The following is a 14,670-nucleotide window of genomic DNA, read 5'->3' as shown; positions in this document are numbered from 1 at the left end:
TGTTTCAGGCCGGGTAGATCGCGCCGAGCACCCGCGGCCCGCGGGCGCCGGTGACGCTGGCCAGGTTGCCCGCCTCGCGCCGGAGGGTGGCGCGGGCCAGCCATGCAAATGCCGCCGCCTCGACCTGCTGGGGCGGCAGGCCGTGTTCGGTCGAGGCCGCTACGTCGACGCCGGGCAGCAGCGCGCGCAGGCGGTCCAGCAGGTGGTCGTTCAGGGCACCGCCTCCGCAGACGATCAGCAGCTCGCTATCTTTTCCATAGCTACTTACATCTGCTGCACAGGCACGAGCGGTCAGTTCGGCCAATGTCGCCTGCACATCTGCAGGCGCCATCGCCACCGTGCCCAGCTGCGCGGCCAGCCAGGTCGGATTGAACAGGTCGCGCCCGGTGCTTTTCGGGGGTGCCTTGGCGAAGTACGGGTCCGCCAGCATTTGCGCCAGCAGATCGGGCAGCACCTGTCCGCTGGCGGCCCATTGGCCGCCACGGTCGAAGGGCTGGCCCTGGTGGGTCTGGCACCAGTGGTCCATCAGCGCATTGCCCGGACCGCAGTCGAAGCCGAGCACGCTGATGCCGCTGGCCGCATTGGTGGCCGGCAGCAGGCTCAGGTTGGAAATGCCGCCGATGTTCAGCACCGCGACCGTCTCGTCGGCCCGTGCGAACAACGCATGGTGGAAGGCCGGCACCAGCGGCGCGCCCTGGCCGCCGGCCGCGAGGTCGCGGCTGCGGAAATCGCCGACCACGTCGATGCCGGCCAGTTCGGCCAGCAGCGAGGGGTTGTTGACCTGGAGGGTGTAGCCGACCTCGTCGAACTCGAGCGGCTGGTGGCGCACCGTCTGGCCGTGCGCGCCGATGGCGGCGACGGCGCTGGCGTCGGTGCGGCTGTCCGCCAGCAACTGGGCGACGACGTCGGCGTACGCCCGGGCCAGTCCGTTGCCCGCCAGTGCCGCACGGTGCAGTTCGTTGTCGCCGGGCGTGTTCAGCGCGAGCAGTTCGGCACGCAGGGCCACGGGAAATTGCGCCGTGGCGTAGGCCCGCACCGCGATGCGGCCGCCGGAAAAGTCGGCCAGCACACCGTCGACGCCGTCGAGCGAGGTGCCCGACATCAGGCCGATGAAGAGTTTGGCGGCCATCTCTGGATCAGGTCTCGAGATGCCGCCCGGCGGAATCAGTCGGCGCTGGCCTGGATGACCGAGAAGGCGGCTGCCAGCTCGGTGCGCGCGCCCACGGCGATGCGTTCGAAGGCCGGACGCAGCGCCGCGGTGATCGGCGCGCCGCCTTCCTGGGCGATGGATGCCGGGTCTTGATAGACGCCGCCCACGCGGAATTCGAAGTGCAGGTGCGGGCCGGTGGCCCAGCCGGTGGAACCCACCGCGCCCACCGTCTGGCCCTGGCTCACCGCCTGGCCGGCCTTGACGTCGATGCGGCTCAGGTGCGCGTAGGCCGTCTGCTGGTTGTTGCGGTGATTGATGATGACGATGTTGCCGTAGCCGTTCTGCGTGCCGGCGAAATCGACCGTGCCGTCGCCGACCGAGCGCACCGAGGTGCCCGTGGGCGCCGCGTAGTCGACGCCGTTGTGCTGGCGCCAGCTGTTCAGGATCGGGTGCATGCGCATCGCGAAGCCGCTGGACACGCGCGAAAACTCGACCGGCGTCGCCAGGTAGGCCTTGCGCAGGCTGTCGCCGTTCGGGCGGTAGTAGCTGCCCTTTTGGCCCGCGCCCGGGGGCTGGAACCAGACGGCCTGGTGGATCTTGCCGTTGTTCTCGAACTCGGCCGACAGCACGCGGCCGCTGCGCAGCGCCTGCCCGTCGGCCTCGAAGGTCTCGTACACCACGGCGAAGCGGTCGCCCTTGCGCAGGGCGCGAACGTCGACGTCGCCCGCGAAGATGTCGGCCAGCTGGCTCGCCACCGCATCGGGAATGCGCGAATCGTCGGTGGCGGCGAACAGCGAGGTGCGGATGGTGCCGCTCGCCAGGCGCGTACCCGGCGTGAGCGTGTCGCGCTCGGTCACGCCGGCGAAGCCGGTGGGTGTGCGCTCGATGACGAAGCGCTTGAAGCCGCCGTCGCCGTCGGGAATCCAGCGGGCGCTGAGCTTCTTGAGCTGGTTTTCCTGCGTCGCCTCGGCCGTCACGGTGCGGCCGGCGCGCGAGAACAGCGCGTTGCGGGCTTCGACGCTGCCGCGCACGAAGGCGGTGGCCGCCGGGTCGGAGATGCCGAGGCGCTTCATCAGGGCTTCGGCAGTGTCGCTCGAACGTGTAACGTCGGTGCGGAACAGGGTGAAGCTGAAGTTTTCGAGCGATTCGCCCTGGTCGGCGAACGACACCGGCGCCGTCGCTTCGAGGATCTGGTGGACCGGGAGGTCGGAGGCGTCAGGGCCCAGCGATGCCACCGCGAGGGTGCCGGCGCTCAGCAGCGCCGCCGCGATGAGCGCGGTGATCTGCTTGGGATACGTCCGGAATGTATAGGCCACGCGAGAAGCGAGAAGCTCCTCGGCGGCAAGGATGCCGTTGATCAAACTTTGAATTCCAGCTCAGGTTCTGCAAATCCGCCCTGCAAGGCCCAGTACGTTCAGGGCGGCAGCAGACGGTGCGGAAAAAAGCGCCGCTTAGAATTCGGCGCTTGACAAGTCGGGCTGAGTATAGCTTCGGCACCCCCAAAGTCAGCTAAAAAAGCCCATGAACGCCGAATCTGTTACATCCACCACCCTCTCAAATAGTGTAGGACGCGCGCTCGAAATATCCCTCCGGGGCGCCGACGAGCTGCTGCCGCAGGACGAGTGGGTGCGCAAGCTGCAGCGTTCGGAGGCCACCGGGACGCCGCTGCGGATCAAGCTGGGGCTGGATCCGACCGCTCCGGACATTCATATCGGCCACACCGTGGTGCTCAACAAGATGCGCCAGCTGCAGGACCTGGGCCACCGGGTGATCTTCCTGATCGGCGACTTCACCACCACCATCGGTGACCCCTCCGGCCGCAACAGCACCCGTCCGCCGCTCACCCGCGAGCAGATCGAGGCCAACGCCCAGACTTACTACAGGCAGGCCAGCCTGGTGCTGGACCCCGAGAAGACCGAGATCCGCTACAACTCCGAATGGAGCGACCCCCTGGGCGCCCGCGGCATGATCCAGCTCGCCGCCAAGTACACGGTGGCCCGGATGATGGAGCGCGACGACTTCAGCAAGCGCTTCAAGACCGGCCAGTCGATCTCGGTGCACGAATTCCTCTACCCGCTGATGCAGGGCTACGACTCGGTCGCGCTCAAGAGCGACCTCGAGCTGGGCGGCACCGACCAGAAGTTCAATCTGCTCGTCGGCCGGCATCTCCAGCAGGAATACGGGCAAGAACCGCAGTGCATACTCACTATGCCGCTGCTGGAAGGGCTTGATGGCGTCGAAAAGATGTCCAAGAGCAAGAACAACTACATCGGCATCAGCGAGGACGCCAACACCATGTTCGCCAAGGTGCTGTCGATCTCCGACGACCTGATGTGGCGCTGGTACACGCTGCTGAGCTTCCAGTCGCTGGAGCAGATCGCGGCGCTGAAGGCCGAGATCGAGGGCGGCCGCAATCCGAAGGACGCCAAGGTCGCGCTGGCCAAGGAAATCACCGCGCGCTTCCACAGCGCGGCGGCGGCCGATGCCGCCGAGCAGGATTTCATCAACCGCAGCAAGGGCGGCGTGCCGGACGAGATTCCCGAGGTGGCGCTGTCGGGCGCTCCACTGGGCATTGCCCAGCTGCTCAAGCAGGCAAACCTCGCTTCTTCGGCGTCGGAAGGCAACCGCCTGATCGACGGCGGGGGCGTGCGGATCGATTCCGCCGTGGTCAGCGACAAGGCCCTGAAGCTGCCCGCGGGCAGCTACGTGGTTCAGGTCGGCAAGCGCAAGTTCGCCCGCGTGACCTTGAGCTGAGCGCCGCTCAGCGCACCTCGATGGTGACGCGCCGGTTGCGCGGCTCGTCCACCTCGTCGGCGGTGGGAATGGCGAGGTCGCGCTCGCCTCGGCCCACAGCCTCGATGCGATTGGCCGGGAACTGGCGCTCCACGAAGAGCTGGACCACTTCCTGCGCCCGGCGGCGCGACAACTGGTCGTTCTGCTCGCCGCTGCCCTTGGTGTCGGTATGGCCCGTGACCACGATGTCGCCGCCGCTGCGCGCCAGGGCAGCTGCCAATGCCTCGGTCATGATCTGCTGCGATGCCGGGGTCAGCGTTGTGCCGCCGACATCGAAATACACCGTGTAGCGCTGCGGCGGGGGCGGACGCATGTCGAACAGCGGCTTGTTTTCGGCCTGTACCTTGGCCGGATCGACCTGGTCGACCGTCGGGGCGCCGCTCGCGCCCACTGCGGCCGTGGCGCGCTGGTAGGGCTTGGAGAGCACTTCCTCGCCATCCTTGGCGCGCACCACCACCGCCGACGGCTTGCCGTCGGCCTGCGACAGCAGCACCACCCGCGTGCCCGGCGTCGAGCAGGCGGCAAGAAGCGCGGCTGCCAGCGTGGCGATGAAGAGGGATGCGGGGCGGGACCTGGAGGCGATGCTCATGGCTTGCCGTCGGCTTGCACGATGAAGTCGGTGCCGCGAATGCCGATGGTGGCCGTCTGCGTTTCGACCCGGACCGCGTCGGGGTTGGTCTTGCCGATCAGGCCCGTGATCATGCGCATGGAGCCGCGCAGCAGCGAGACCAGCATGCCGCCTTCGTACGTCGTGCCGTCGAAGTGGAATTCCTTCAGGTCGAGGCGCGACGAGGGACCGACCACCAGCGTCGTGTCGTCGCGCAGCACCACGGAGGCCGACGAATCGGGGCCGGTCACGATGCGGTCCACGGTGCCCAGCGCATCGCCCGGGCTGGCGGGGCGCGTGGCGCCGGTGCCACTGAGCAGTTGCACGTTGCCGCGCACGGATTTCACGAAGCCCGCCTGGGGATCGGCCTTGGCCGGGGCCGCCGGCGCAACCGCGGGCGAGGCAGCGGGAGTCTGGGCTTGTGCCAGAGCGGCCGAGCCCACAATGGCCAGGCCGCTCAAGGCGGTCACGAGTTTTTTCATCATCAGGGGCTCTCTGCGAAACGGTGTTCCGCAATGGTCGCGAATACTAATGCGAAGGCGTTACATGAGGACACGAGGCCGATAATTCAGGCAGTTCTTGCGGCCTTTTACCGCTTTTCGTGTGGCCTATTGCCCAATTCTCGATGGTTTTTACATGACGTTTACCCCTAAGACGCTGCTGCGCGTTTCTGTCGCCGTGGCCTTGATCACCATCGTGCTCAAGGGCCTGGCAGGCTACATGACGAACTCGATGGGCCTGATCTCCGACGCGATGGAGTCCTTCGTGAACCTGGCGAGCGCCATGTTCGCGCTCGCCATGGTGACCATCGCCGAGCGGCCAGCCGACGACGACCATCCCTACGGCCATCACAAGGCCGAATACTTCTCCTCGGGCTTCGAGGGCATCCTGATCGTGGGCGCGGCCATCGCGATCCTCTGGGTCTCGGTGCAACGGCTGCTGACGCCGCAACCGCTCGAGCAACTGGGCTGGGGCCTGGCTCTGTCGGTGGTCAGTTCGGGCTTCAACGCCGGCCTGGCCTTCCTGCTGTTCCGCGCGGCCCGCACGCATCGCTCGATCGCGCTGGAGGCCGACGGCCGCCACCTGATGACCGACGTGTGGACTTCCGCCGCGGTGGTCGTCGGCATCGTCTGCGTGCAGTTCAGCGGCTGGCTCTGGCTCGATCCGGTGCTGGCCATCGGCGTGGCGCTCAACATCGTGCGCGAGGGCGTCAAGCTGGTGTGGCGCTCGTCGCAGGGGCTGATGGACGAAGCGCTCGACCCCGAGACCCTCGCCACCGTGCGCGCCACGCTCGACGCCTTTGCTGCCCGCATGCCCGAAGGCACGCGGCTGCGCTTCGACGACATGGTGACGCGCAGCGCCGGCCAGCGCCGCTTTGCCGACCTGCACATGCACGTACCCGGCCACTGGACCCTGCAGCACGCCGCCAGCATGCGCGACGAACTGGAGCAGGCGCTGATGGACGCGGTGCCCGGCCTGCGCGTCACGATCCAGCTCCTGCCCCTGACCATGGAAGCCCGCGCCACCCAGGCCGGCGAACATCACCCTCTATGAAAGCTGTTCTTCAACGCGTGGCGAATGCGCGCGTCGACATTTCCGGCCGCACCGTCGGCGCCATCGATTCGGGCCTGCTCGTGCTGTTGTGCGCCGAGCGCGGCGACACCGATGCGCTGGCCGACCGCATGCTCGCCAAGATCCTCAAGCTGCGCATCTTTTCGGACGAGGCCGGCAAGATGAACCTCAGCGTGCAGGACATCGGCGGCGGCCTGCTGGTGGTGAGCCAGTTCACGCTGGCGGCCGATGCCAGCGCCGGCAACCGCCCCAGCTTCACCCAGGCCGCGCCGCCCGACGAGGGGCGCCGGCTCTACGAGTATTTCGTGGCGCAGGCACGCGCCGCGCACCCGGTGGTGGCCACCGGCGAGTTCGGCGCCGACATGCAGGTGCACCTGCTGAACGACGGGCCTGTCACCATCCCGCTGCAGATGGCGGCGTAGCGGACGCCGTCTACCTGCCGTACGGACTGCGGATGCCCAGCTCCGCGAGGATCTCGATCTCGTAGGCTTCCATCTCGTCGGCGTCGGCCTCGCTGGTTTCGTGGTCCCAGCCCTGCGCATGCAGCGTGCCGTGCACCAGCAGGTGCGCGTAGTGGTCGGCGAGCGTCTTGCGGTTTTCCTTCGCCTCGCGCGCCACCACCGGCGCGCACAGCACGAGGTCGGCCATCACCAGCGGGCTTTGCGCGTAGTCGAAGGTCAGCACGTTGGTCGCGTAGTCCTTGCCGCGGAACTCGCGGTTCAGGCGCTGGCCCTCGTCGGCGTCGACGATGCGCACGGTGATCTCGCCGTCGATGTCGAGCGCGTGGCGGATCCAGCGCGTCACGCTGTGGCGCGGCAGCGCGGCGCGGTGGCGCTCCACGCCCTTGAAGCGCCCGAACTGCAGCGAGAGCGAAAGTGCGGGGAGCCTGGAGGCGGCCATCTCAGTGGACTCCCGCGCGCTTGCGCTGGCCGTCGTAGGCATCGACGATCTTCGCCACCAGCGGATGCCGCACCACATCGGCACTCGTGAAGTGCGTGATCGCGATGCCGTTCACCCGCTTGAGCACGCGCTCCGCATCGATCAGGCCGCTCAGCTGCTGCTTGGGCAGATCGATCTGGCTCACATCGCCCGTCACTACCGCCTTGGCACCGAAGCCGATGCGCGTGAGGAACATCTTCATCTGCTCGACCGTGGTGTTCTGCGCCTCGTCGAGGATCACGAAGGCGTTGTTCAGCGTGCGTCCGCGCATGAAGGCCAGCGGCGCGATTTCCAGCGCGTTGCGCTCGAAGGCCTTCTGCACCTTCTCGTAGCCCATCAGGTCGTAGAGCGCGTCGTACAGCGGGCGCAGGTAGGGGTCGACCTTCTGCGTCAGGTCGCCCGGCAGGAAGCCGAGCCGCTCGCCCGCTTCCACCGCGGGCCGCGTCAGCACGATGCGCTGCACGGTAGCGCGCTCGAGCGCATCGACAGCGCAGGCCACCGCGAGATACGTCTTGCCCGTGCCCGCAGGGCCGATGCCGAAGGTGATGTCGTGCTTCGCGATGTTGTCGAGGTAGATCGCCTGCGTGGGGGTGCGCGCGCGCAGGTCGGTGCGGCGGGTGACGAGCATCGCGAGGTCGTCGTCGCCGTCGAGCATCGAGCCGTCGCCGGCCAGCGTGAGTTGCACCACGGCCGGATCGATGACGCGCTGGGCGATTTCGTACAGCGCCTGCAGCACGTCCATTGCGCGCTGCGCGGAAGCCTTGGGGCCGTCGACCTTGAACTGTTCGTGGCGGTGCGCGATCTTCACGCCCAGCGCTTCTTCGATGCGGCGCAGGTGCGCGTCCAGAGGTCCGCACAGGTGGCCGAGGCGCGAGTTGTTCAGTGGGGTAAAGGTGTGTCGCAGAATCACGCCGGACATTTCAAGGAAAAAGGGCACCCATGATAGGCAAACTGACCGGCACACTCGCTGAGCGCAATCCGCCGCAGGTGGTGGTGGACTGCAACGGCGTCGGCTACGAGGTCGATGTGCCGATGAGCACGTTCTACAACCTCCCCGGCACCGGCGAGCGCGTGTCGCTGCTCACGCACTTCGTCGTGCGCGAGGACGCGCAGATTCTCTATGGCTTCGGCACGGCCGAGGAACGGGCGGCTTTTCGCCAGCTCATCAAGATCACCGGCGTGGGGCCGCGCACGGCCCTGGGCCTGCTCTCGGGCATGAGCGTGGGCGAACTGTCGCAGGCGATCACGACGCAGGAGCTCGGGCGGCTCGTGAAGATCCCGGGCATCGGCAAGAAGACCGCCGAGCGGCTGCTGCTCGAGCTCAAGGGCAAGCTCGGCGCCGACATCGGCCTGCCTGCGCACGCGGCGTCGGACGCGCAGGCCGACATCCTCCAGGCGCTGGTTGCGCTCGGCTACAGCGACAAGGAGGCTGCGCTCGCGCTCAAGGCGCTGCCGAAGGATGCGACCGTGAGCGAAGGGATCAAGCTGGCGTTGAAGTCGCTGGCTAAGTGAGCGCGATTCAGGGCGCGTTCACGCCGACGGGGTACCTTGCTCCGCGAATGTCCCCCGGCCTGCGGCCTCCTCCTTTATTTCGCTGCGCAAGGCACCCCATCGGCGTGAGCGATGGACGCAGCGGTCGAACCGCCGGCATAAGCAGAGCGTCCATGTGCGAATGGCACCGGGTGCTCCCCGCAGCGAAATAAAGGAGGAGCCGAAGGCGGGGGACATTCGCGGAGGGGAGTACCCGGTGCCATTCGCACGCACCCTGAATCAAGCACACGCCAAAACACTCAGGGATGGATCTTCTCGCCCTTGGCCAGCATCTCCACGAACTGCGCAATGCGTCGCGCCCGCGTCTCGGGCTTCTTCGCGCCCTGCGTGCGGAACAGCACTGCGTAGCGGTTGCGCGAATCGAGCGTGGCGAAGAACTTCGCGGCCTTCTTGTTGGCATCGAGCGCAGCCTGCAGGTCGGGCGGCACCGTCGCCGCGCTGACGCCCTCGTAGGCCGCGTCCCAGCGGCCGTCGGCCTTCGCGCGCTCGATCTCGGCATGGCCGGCCGGCTGCATGCGGCCTTCCTCGATGAGCTTCAGCACCTTGGCGCGGTTGATCTGCGACCAGATGCTGCGCTTGGTGCGCGGCGTGAAGCGCTGCAGGAAGTACTGCGCGTCCTCGCTCTTGCGCTGGCCGTCGATCCAGCCCCAGCACAGCGCTTCTTCCAGTGCGGTGGGGTGGTCGATGGAGGCGAGGCCGCTGTCTTTCTTCGCGATGCGCAGCCACACGCCGGCGGCGGTGGCATGGTGGCGCTTGAGCCAGCGCGCCCACGAGGCGGCATTGGTGCATTCCACGGGCGTGTCGTGCGCAACACGCTCTTCCGCCTTGCTCACGGCACCCACCAATAGCGCAGCGCGTGAAAGTAGATCGGCGCCGCGAAGATCACCGAGTCGAGCCGGTCGAGCATGCCGCCGTGGCCCTCGATCATCGAACCCCAGTCCTTCACGCCGCGGTCGCGCTTGATGGCCGACATAACGAGGCCGCCGAAGAAGCCCATCAAGCAGATGGTGAGCGCCATCAGCGCCGCCTGCCACGGGTTGAACGGCGTGGCCCAGTACAGCGCCGCGCCCAGCGCGGTGGCGCTCGCCACGCCGCCGACCAGGCCTTCCCAGGTCTTGGAGGGCGACAGCTCCGGCGCCACCTTGCGCCTGCCGAAGAGCTTGCCCCACACGTACTGCAGCACGTCGCTGCCCTGCACCACGATCACGAGGAACGCGATCAGCAGCAGGTTGCGGCCCTCGAAGCCCGGGATCTGCAGCGTGAGCAGCGCGGGCACGTGGCTGATGCAGAACACGCACACCATCAGCCCCCACTGGATCTTCGAGGTGCGCTCCAGGAAGCGCTGCGTGTCGCCGCCCATCGCCGCCAGGATGGGCAGCAGCAGGAAGGCGTAGACCGGGATGTAGATCGAATACAGCCCGTACCAGTCGATCCAGATCAGGAAGTACTGCCCCGGCAGCGCGACGAAGAAGGCCAGCGCGATCGCCGCGTGGTCGCCGCGCCGCGTGTAGGCCAGGCTGATGAACTCGCGCAGCGCATAGAACGAGATCAGGTAGAACAGCACGATCACGCCGCCCTTGCCGAAGGCGAAGGCAACGCCGATCACCGCCACCATCACCCACCACGCATTGACGCGCGAGTTGAGGTTGTCGATCACCGAATGCGGCTGGCCGCTCGCCACGCGCCACTTGAGCAGCGCGCCGATGGACGAGGCCAGCACCAGCACCCCGAAGACGCCACCGAAGAGCCTGAGCGTGGTCCACGCGAAAGGAGAGAGCTCGATCATGCGGCCGTCCCTCCGTCTTGCCGGCCGTTGAGTTCGACGCGGTCGTATTCGGGTCGCAGGTCGAGCATTGCCGCGCGCGCGCGGGCCAGGAACGACACCTTGTCTTCATCTTCCGCCAGCGTGATCGGCGTGCCGAAGCGCACCGTGCAGGCCAGCGGAATCGGCACCAGCACGCCCTTGGGCAGCACACGCTTCAGGTTCTCGATCCACACCGGCACCAGCCGCACGTGGGGGCAGGCGCGCGCCAGGTGGAACAGCCCGCTTTTCAGCGGCAGCAGGATGTCTTCGCCCGTGTTGCGCGTGCCCTCGGGGAACATGATGAGCGAGTCGCCGCCCTCCAGCGCCTCCTTCATCTGGTCGACCGGGTTGCCGCCCTGGCCCGAGCCGTCGCGCCGGATCATCAGCGCGTTGAACACGTCCTTGCCGATGAAGTTGCGCAGCTTCGAGGCCTCCCAATAATCCTGCCCCGCCACCGGCCGCGTGAGTCCGCGCAGGTCGGGCGGCAGCGTGGCCCACAGCAGCACGAAGTCGCCGTGGCTCGTGTGGTTGGCGAAGTACAGCGTCTGCTCGGCCTTCGGCGTGGTGCCCGACCAGATGGCGCGCACCCCGGTCAGCAGCCCGGCGGCGCCGATGATGAGCTTGCCGGCCACGACGGCGAGGCCGCGCCGCAGCACCGTGCTGTCGGGAGTGTTGTCGTTGTTCTTGTTTTCTTCTGTGGTCAAGACAAGTCCTGTGTCATCAAGGCAAGTAGGAACAGGGCGCTCTGGCAGGCCACCACGATGGCGTGGCGCTGCATGAGCTGGCGGGTGCCCTGCACGCGGTCGTCGAGCGGGCGGGGGGCGTGCTGCGACGGCGGCGGCTCGCGCAGCCCCAGCGCCGAGAGCGCGCGGTCGAGCGCATCGAGCGAGGCGACGGTGCCGCGCGCGAGGCCGTCGAACAGCGCCTCGTCGAAGCGCAGCCGGAACGCGAAGTAGCGCTCCAATGCGCCGAGGATCACGACCGCGCCGAAGCCCATGATGGACGTGGTCGAGAGCGAGCGCAGCGTCAGCGCGAGCACCAGCGCCGAGATGCAGGTGAGCGCGAAGCCCCAGAGGGCCAGTAGCGCGATGGCGCGCAGCAGGCCCGCCAGCGCGGTGCAGGTGGTTCGTTCGTTGTCATCGGTCATGGGGCGGCACCTCCGGCAAAGGCTTGAAGGGCTCCAGCGACAGGCGCCACGCACCTCGCAGTACGATCTGCGGCCGTGCGCGGCGCACCGCGTCTTCGGCCTGGGCGACACCGCCGGCCGCGCCATAGCGGCCCAGCCAGGCAATCGCCGCAGCCGCGCTGCGCGAGAAGCCGAGCGCGCAGCAGACCCACACTGTCGCACCATCCGCACTGCGGCGCTGGCTTTCGATGACGGACGCCGCGCGCTGCAGGCGCACGGTGGGCGGCACCGTGAGGTCGAGCAACGGCACGCAGCGCGCATGCGGCACGCCGGCCGGCATCTGCAGCTCGGCGCACAGGCTCACCAGCCGGGGCTGCCCGGCGGCCAGCCATTCGGCGTGCGTCGGGCGGCGGCCGAGCCGCAGGCCGGGCACCACTTCGACCGAGGCCGGCAGCCTGCGCGTCCAGAGCCAGGCGTTGACGGCGGCGCCGAGCCGGTAGGGCGCCAGCATCCAGCGCGCTGGCCAGCCCATGCGGCCCCGGCCGTCCATTTGAAAGCCGCGTGCGCCGAAGCCGGCGTAGTTCAGTGCCACCAGCGCGAGCGATGCGGCCGGCCATGCGAGCCACAGCGCGACGCCGCCGCCACGCAGCGCGGCAGCCAGGAACAGCGCCGCGCCGGCCGCATAGAACCCCGCCAGCTTCCAGCGCTGGGCGTCCCGCGTGCAGCGCCATGCGCGCGGCATCGACACCACGCGTTCCAGCGGCCACAGCCACACGCAGAACAGGCCGAGCAGTGCGCCGGTCGGAATGTCGATGAAGTGGTGCTGCCACGTCGTGAGCACCGAGGCACAGATGGCGAAGGCCCACAGGTGCAGCACCAGCCGTGCCCACAGGGGCCGAATGAACTGGCGATACCAGTCCCACAGGATCACCGCCAGCGCGATGTGCAGCGAGGGTGCCTGGTTGAACGGCTGATCGAAGCCGCGCAGCGCATTGAACAGGAAGGCCGGTGCCCCCTCGACCGGCGGCTGCCCGAAGCTGAAGTGCAGCGGCCAGACGATGAAGCAGCTGCAGGCGATGAGCGTGGCAGTCACCAGCCGCAACGCATGCCGGTCCAGTGTGTGCTTGCTGCGCGCGAGGAACAGCGACAGCGCGTAGAAGACGTTGATCGTCCAGTACGGAAAGATCGTCCACGGCCAGAACGGCACCTGCCGCTCCCACTCGAAAGCCATCGACGGCACGTTGGCGCGCGTGGTGGCCCACCAGTTGGCGAGGCCATAGGCCGCATAGAACAGCGGCCCCAAGAACACCAGCCATGCGGCCGCGCGCTTCCAGGGCCGTCGTGCCGCAGGGGCGGTCATTGCGCGACGCGCACCGCCAGCGACACCGTGAAGATGCCCCACTCGTCGACCCGCTGGTCGATCTTGCGGAAGCCCGCTTCCTCCACCAGCTGGTCCATCTCGTGCTGCGTGCGGCGGCGCATCACCCAGGCTTCGCCCTGGCGGTGGCTGGTGAGGGCGCGCGCGATCATCTCGAGCTGCGGGTGCCAGGGCTGCCCGGTGTAGACGAGATAGCCGCGGTCTTCCACCGCATCGCCCACGCCTGCCAGCGAGCGGCGCACCATCTCGTTGTCGGGGAACAGCTCGTACAGGCCCGACACCACGGCCAGCGTGGGGCGCGGCGCCACGGTGGCGAGGCTCATGCGGTCGAAGGCGTCGGCCTGCACGAACTGCGCGACGTCTTCCAGGCCCTTCTCGGCGATGAGTGCGCGGCCGTCGCGCACGTTGATGTCGCTGTAGTCGCGCAGCAGGATCGAGCTGGCCTTCACGGGGCTTGCGAGCACCGCATCGAGCACGTAGCGGCCATGGCCCGCGGCGATGTCCATCACGCGCACCTCGCGGTGCATTTCGGCCAGGCGCTCCATGGAGATGCGGATCAGCTCCTCGACGTGGATCTTGCGCTGGCGGATGCCGCGCCAGCCGATGGAGTTCAGGTAGGTGTTGTCGATGGAGCGGCCGATGGCCGAGCTGCCCTGCGGGTGGTTGCGGTACACGTAGTCGAGCGTGCTGCCCGAGTCGAAGCCGGTGGCGTGGCCCAGCTTGATGCCTTCGGACATCGTGCCGCCCAGCTTCAGCCCGGCGCGGGTCATCGCCCAGTAGGCGCCGCGCGGCGACAGGGGCGACAGCGGCTCGGCCAGCGCGCGCGACTCGTCGGCCGTGTCGCCGCTCAGGTGCGCCTCGCGGCGGTCGACCGGAACGGCCGGCTCGTCGAAGCGCTGCAGGATGAATTCGCGGATCGAGGCCACCGCCGGCGCACGGTCCTTCTCGCCCAGCGTGTCGTGGAAGAAGCCCGGCAGCTCGGTCTTGGTTTTCACCGCGCTGCCCAGCCGCTCGAAGAACTGGTGCTGCGGCTTGTGGTGCACCACCCAGTCGGCGCCCGAGATCAGCAGCTGCACCGGCAGCGTGATCGCATTGGCGTCGGCCACCACGCGGTCGGCCGCCTCGTACAGGCCGAGCAGGATGTTGACCGCGATGGGGCGGGAGATCAGAGGGTCGCTCTCGTAGCTCGCGATGCGTTCCGGGTCGTGCGTGAGGAACTTCGCCTTCACGTAGCTGTTGACGAAGAACAGGCCGCGCAGCTTGTGCATCAGCCCGAGCCCGGCGCGCGCGAACGGCACGTACAGCTTCACCTTGAAGGCCGGCGAGGCGAGCGTGAGGCCGCGCACCTTGGGTGCGTAGTCGTGCGCCCAGGTGGCGATCAGCACGGCGCCCACGCTCTGCGCGACGACGTGGATGTCTTGCTCGGGCACGCCGTGCGCGCTGCCGATGTGCTGCACGAAGGTCTGCACGTCGCGCACCGAGGTGCCGAAGCTGGGGCTGTAGCCGCGCTGCCCGGGCGAGCGGCCGTGGCCGCGCGCGTCCCAGGCGAAGAAGTCGAAGTCGGGCAGGTTCAGCTCGTCGACCAGGTGCGCCATGCGCGCACCGTGCTCGTGGCCGCGGTGAAACAGCACGATGGCGCCGCGCCGCGTGGCGCCGGTGGCCGGCCAGTGGCGGTAGAAGAGCGATTCGCCGTCGTGCGTCTGGAAGTGATGCTCGGCGGCAAGGCGTGGAGTGGTTTCGGTCATTGAAT

16 protein-coding genes are annotated in these 14,670 nt (G+C 68.2%); 4 read left to right on the top strand and 12 right to left on the bottom strand.

Translation table 11 applies throughout. The features are described 5' to 3' along the window. Positions 1–4: 4 nt before the first annotated feature. Positions 5–1,129 (bottom strand): anhydro-N-acetylmuramic acid kinase, encoded by a 1,125-nt coding sequence (locus ACEOAB_RS25885; RefSeq protein ID WP_413748775.1) that lies wholly within the window; start codon positions 1,127–1,129, stop codon positions 5–7. Between the two features lie 35 nt (positions 1,130–1,164). After that, entirely contained in the window at positions 1,165–2,511 is a 1,347-nt protein-coding gene (locus ACEOAB_RS25880) for a M23 family metallopeptidase (RefSeq protein ID WP_007827955.1), read from the bottom strand. Between the two features lie 160 nt (positions 2,512–2,671). Here ACEOAB_RS25880 and tyrS point away from each other — a divergent pair, with 160 nt between their 5' ends. Further along, positions 2,672–3,904, top strand: a complete 1,233-nt coding sequence (gene tyrS / locus ACEOAB_RS25875) for a tyrosine--tRNA ligase (RefSeq protein WP_413748776.1) — start codon at positions 2,672–2,674, stop codon at positions 3,902–3,904. Between the two features lie 7 nt (positions 3,905–3,911). On the opposite strand, the gene ACEOAB_RS25870 is transcribed toward tyrS, so the two are convergent. Together ACEOAB_RS25870 and ACEOAB_RS25865 are read right to left on the bottom strand one after the other, a co-directional pair. Further along, complete coding sequence (locus ACEOAB_RS25870) at positions 3,912–4,532, bottom strand: OmpA family protein (protein ID WP_413748777.1); 621 nt, start codon at positions 4,530–4,532, stop codon at positions 3,912–3,914. Continuing rightward, positions 4,529–5,035, bottom strand: coding sequence for a FecR family protein (locus tag ACEOAB_RS25865; RefSeq protein WP_056595561.1), 507 nt, complete (start codon positions 5,033–5,035; stop codon positions 4,529–4,531). The genes ACEOAB_RS25870 and ACEOAB_RS25865 overlap by 4 nt, the downstream gene beginning before the upstream one ends. Positions 5,036–5,186: 151 nt before the next feature. On the opposite strand from ACEOAB_RS25865, the gene ACEOAB_RS25860 reads away from it, so the two are divergent. Both ACEOAB_RS25860 and dtd read left to right on the top strand, forming a co-directional pair. Further along, on the top strand, positions 5,187–6,104 hold the full coding sequence (locus ACEOAB_RS25860; protein ID WP_056595558.1) for a cation diffusion facilitator family transporter: 918 nt from the start codon (positions 5,187–5,189) through the stop codon (positions 6,102–6,104). Continuing rightward, positions 6,101–6,544 carry a D-aminoacyl-tRNA deacylase gene (gene dtd, locus ACEOAB_RS25855; protein ID WP_413748778.1) on the top strand — a complete coding sequence of 148 codons (444 nt, stop codon included), beginning with the start codon at positions 6,101–6,103 and terminating at the stop codon, positions 6,542–6,544. The genes ACEOAB_RS25860 and dtd overlap by 4 nt, the downstream gene beginning before the upstream one ends. 10 nt (positions 6,545–6,554) lie before the next feature. On the opposite strand, the gene ybeY is transcribed toward dtd, so the two are convergent. Together ybeY and ACEOAB_RS25845 are read right to left on the bottom strand one after the other, a co-directional pair. Next, positions 6,555–7,022 carry an rRNA maturation RNase YbeY gene (ybeY, locus tag ACEOAB_RS25850; RefSeq protein WP_413748779.1) on the bottom strand — a complete coding sequence of 156 codons (468 nt, stop codon included), beginning with the start codon at positions 7,020–7,022 and terminating at the stop codon, positions 6,555–6,557. A gap of 1 nt (position 7,023) precedes the next feature. Beyond that, positions 7,024–7,980 carry a PhoH family protein gene (locus ACEOAB_RS25845; RefSeq protein WP_413748780.1) on the bottom strand — a complete coding sequence of 319 codons (957 nt, stop codon included), beginning with the start codon at positions 7,978–7,980 and terminating at the stop codon, positions 7,024–7,026. A 20-nt stretch (positions 7,981–8,000) separates the two neighbouring features. On the opposite strand from ACEOAB_RS25845, the gene ruvA reads away from it, so the two are divergent. Next, complete coding sequence (ruvA, locus tag ACEOAB_RS25840) at positions 8,001–8,573, top strand: Holliday junction branch migration protein RuvA (protein WP_007827972.1); 573 nt, start codon at positions 8,001–8,003, stop codon at positions 8,571–8,573. 278 nt (positions 8,574–8,851) lie between these two features. Here ruvA and ACEOAB_RS25835 read toward each other — a convergent pair whose 3' ends face one another. The 6 genes from ACEOAB_RS25835 to ACEOAB_RS25810 are packed head-to-tail and all read right to left on the bottom strand — an operon-like array spanning position 8,852 to position 14,665. Continuing rightward, positions 8,852–9,445, bottom strand: coding sequence for a YdeI/OmpD-associated family protein (locus ACEOAB_RS25835; protein ID WP_413751291.1), 594 nt, complete (start codon positions 9,443–9,445; stop codon positions 8,852–8,854). Then, a complete protein-coding gene (locus ACEOAB_RS25830) occupies positions 9,442–10,398 on the bottom strand; it encodes a phosphatidate cytidylyltransferase (protein ID WP_413751290.1) in 957 nt (318 codons plus the stop codon). Before ACEOAB_RS25830 ends, ACEOAB_RS25835 begins: the two co-directional genes overlap by 4 nt. Next, entirely contained in the window at positions 10,395–11,072 is a 678-nt protein-coding gene (locus tag ACEOAB_RS25825) for a lysophospholipid acyltransferase family protein (protein WP_056595915.1), read from the bottom strand. Before ACEOAB_RS25825 ends, ACEOAB_RS25830 begins: the two co-directional genes overlap by 4 nt. Before the next feature lie 44 nt (positions 11,073–11,116). Continuing rightward, the gene (locus ACEOAB_RS25820) at positions 11,117–11,563 is read right to left on the bottom strand and encodes a hypothetical protein (RefSeq protein WP_495653190.1); all 447 of its coding nucleotides are present in this window, start codon (positions 11,561–11,563) and stop codon (positions 11,117–11,119) included. After that, entirely contained in the window at positions 11,553–12,902 is a 1,350-nt protein-coding gene (locus ACEOAB_RS25815) for a phosphatase PAP2/dual specificity phosphatase family protein (protein ID WP_495653189.1), read from the bottom strand. Before ACEOAB_RS25815 ends, ACEOAB_RS25820 begins: the two co-directional genes overlap by 11 nt. After that, positions 12,899–14,665 carry a bifunctional alpha/beta hydrolase/class I SAM-dependent methyltransferase gene (locus tag ACEOAB_RS25810; RefSeq protein ID WP_413750865.1) on the bottom strand — a complete coding sequence of 589 codons (1,767 nt, stop codon included), beginning with the start codon at positions 14,663–14,665 and terminating at the stop codon, positions 12,899–12,901. Before ACEOAB_RS25810 ends, ACEOAB_RS25815 begins: the two co-directional genes overlap by 4 nt. Between the last annotated feature and the right edge of the window lie 5 nt (positions 14,666–14,670).

Source organism: Variovorax sp. Varisp53 (assembly GCF_059491555.1).
The sequence above is the reverse complement of the archived record's forward strand: the minus strand, read 5'-3'. Positions and strand labels throughout refer to the sequence as shown.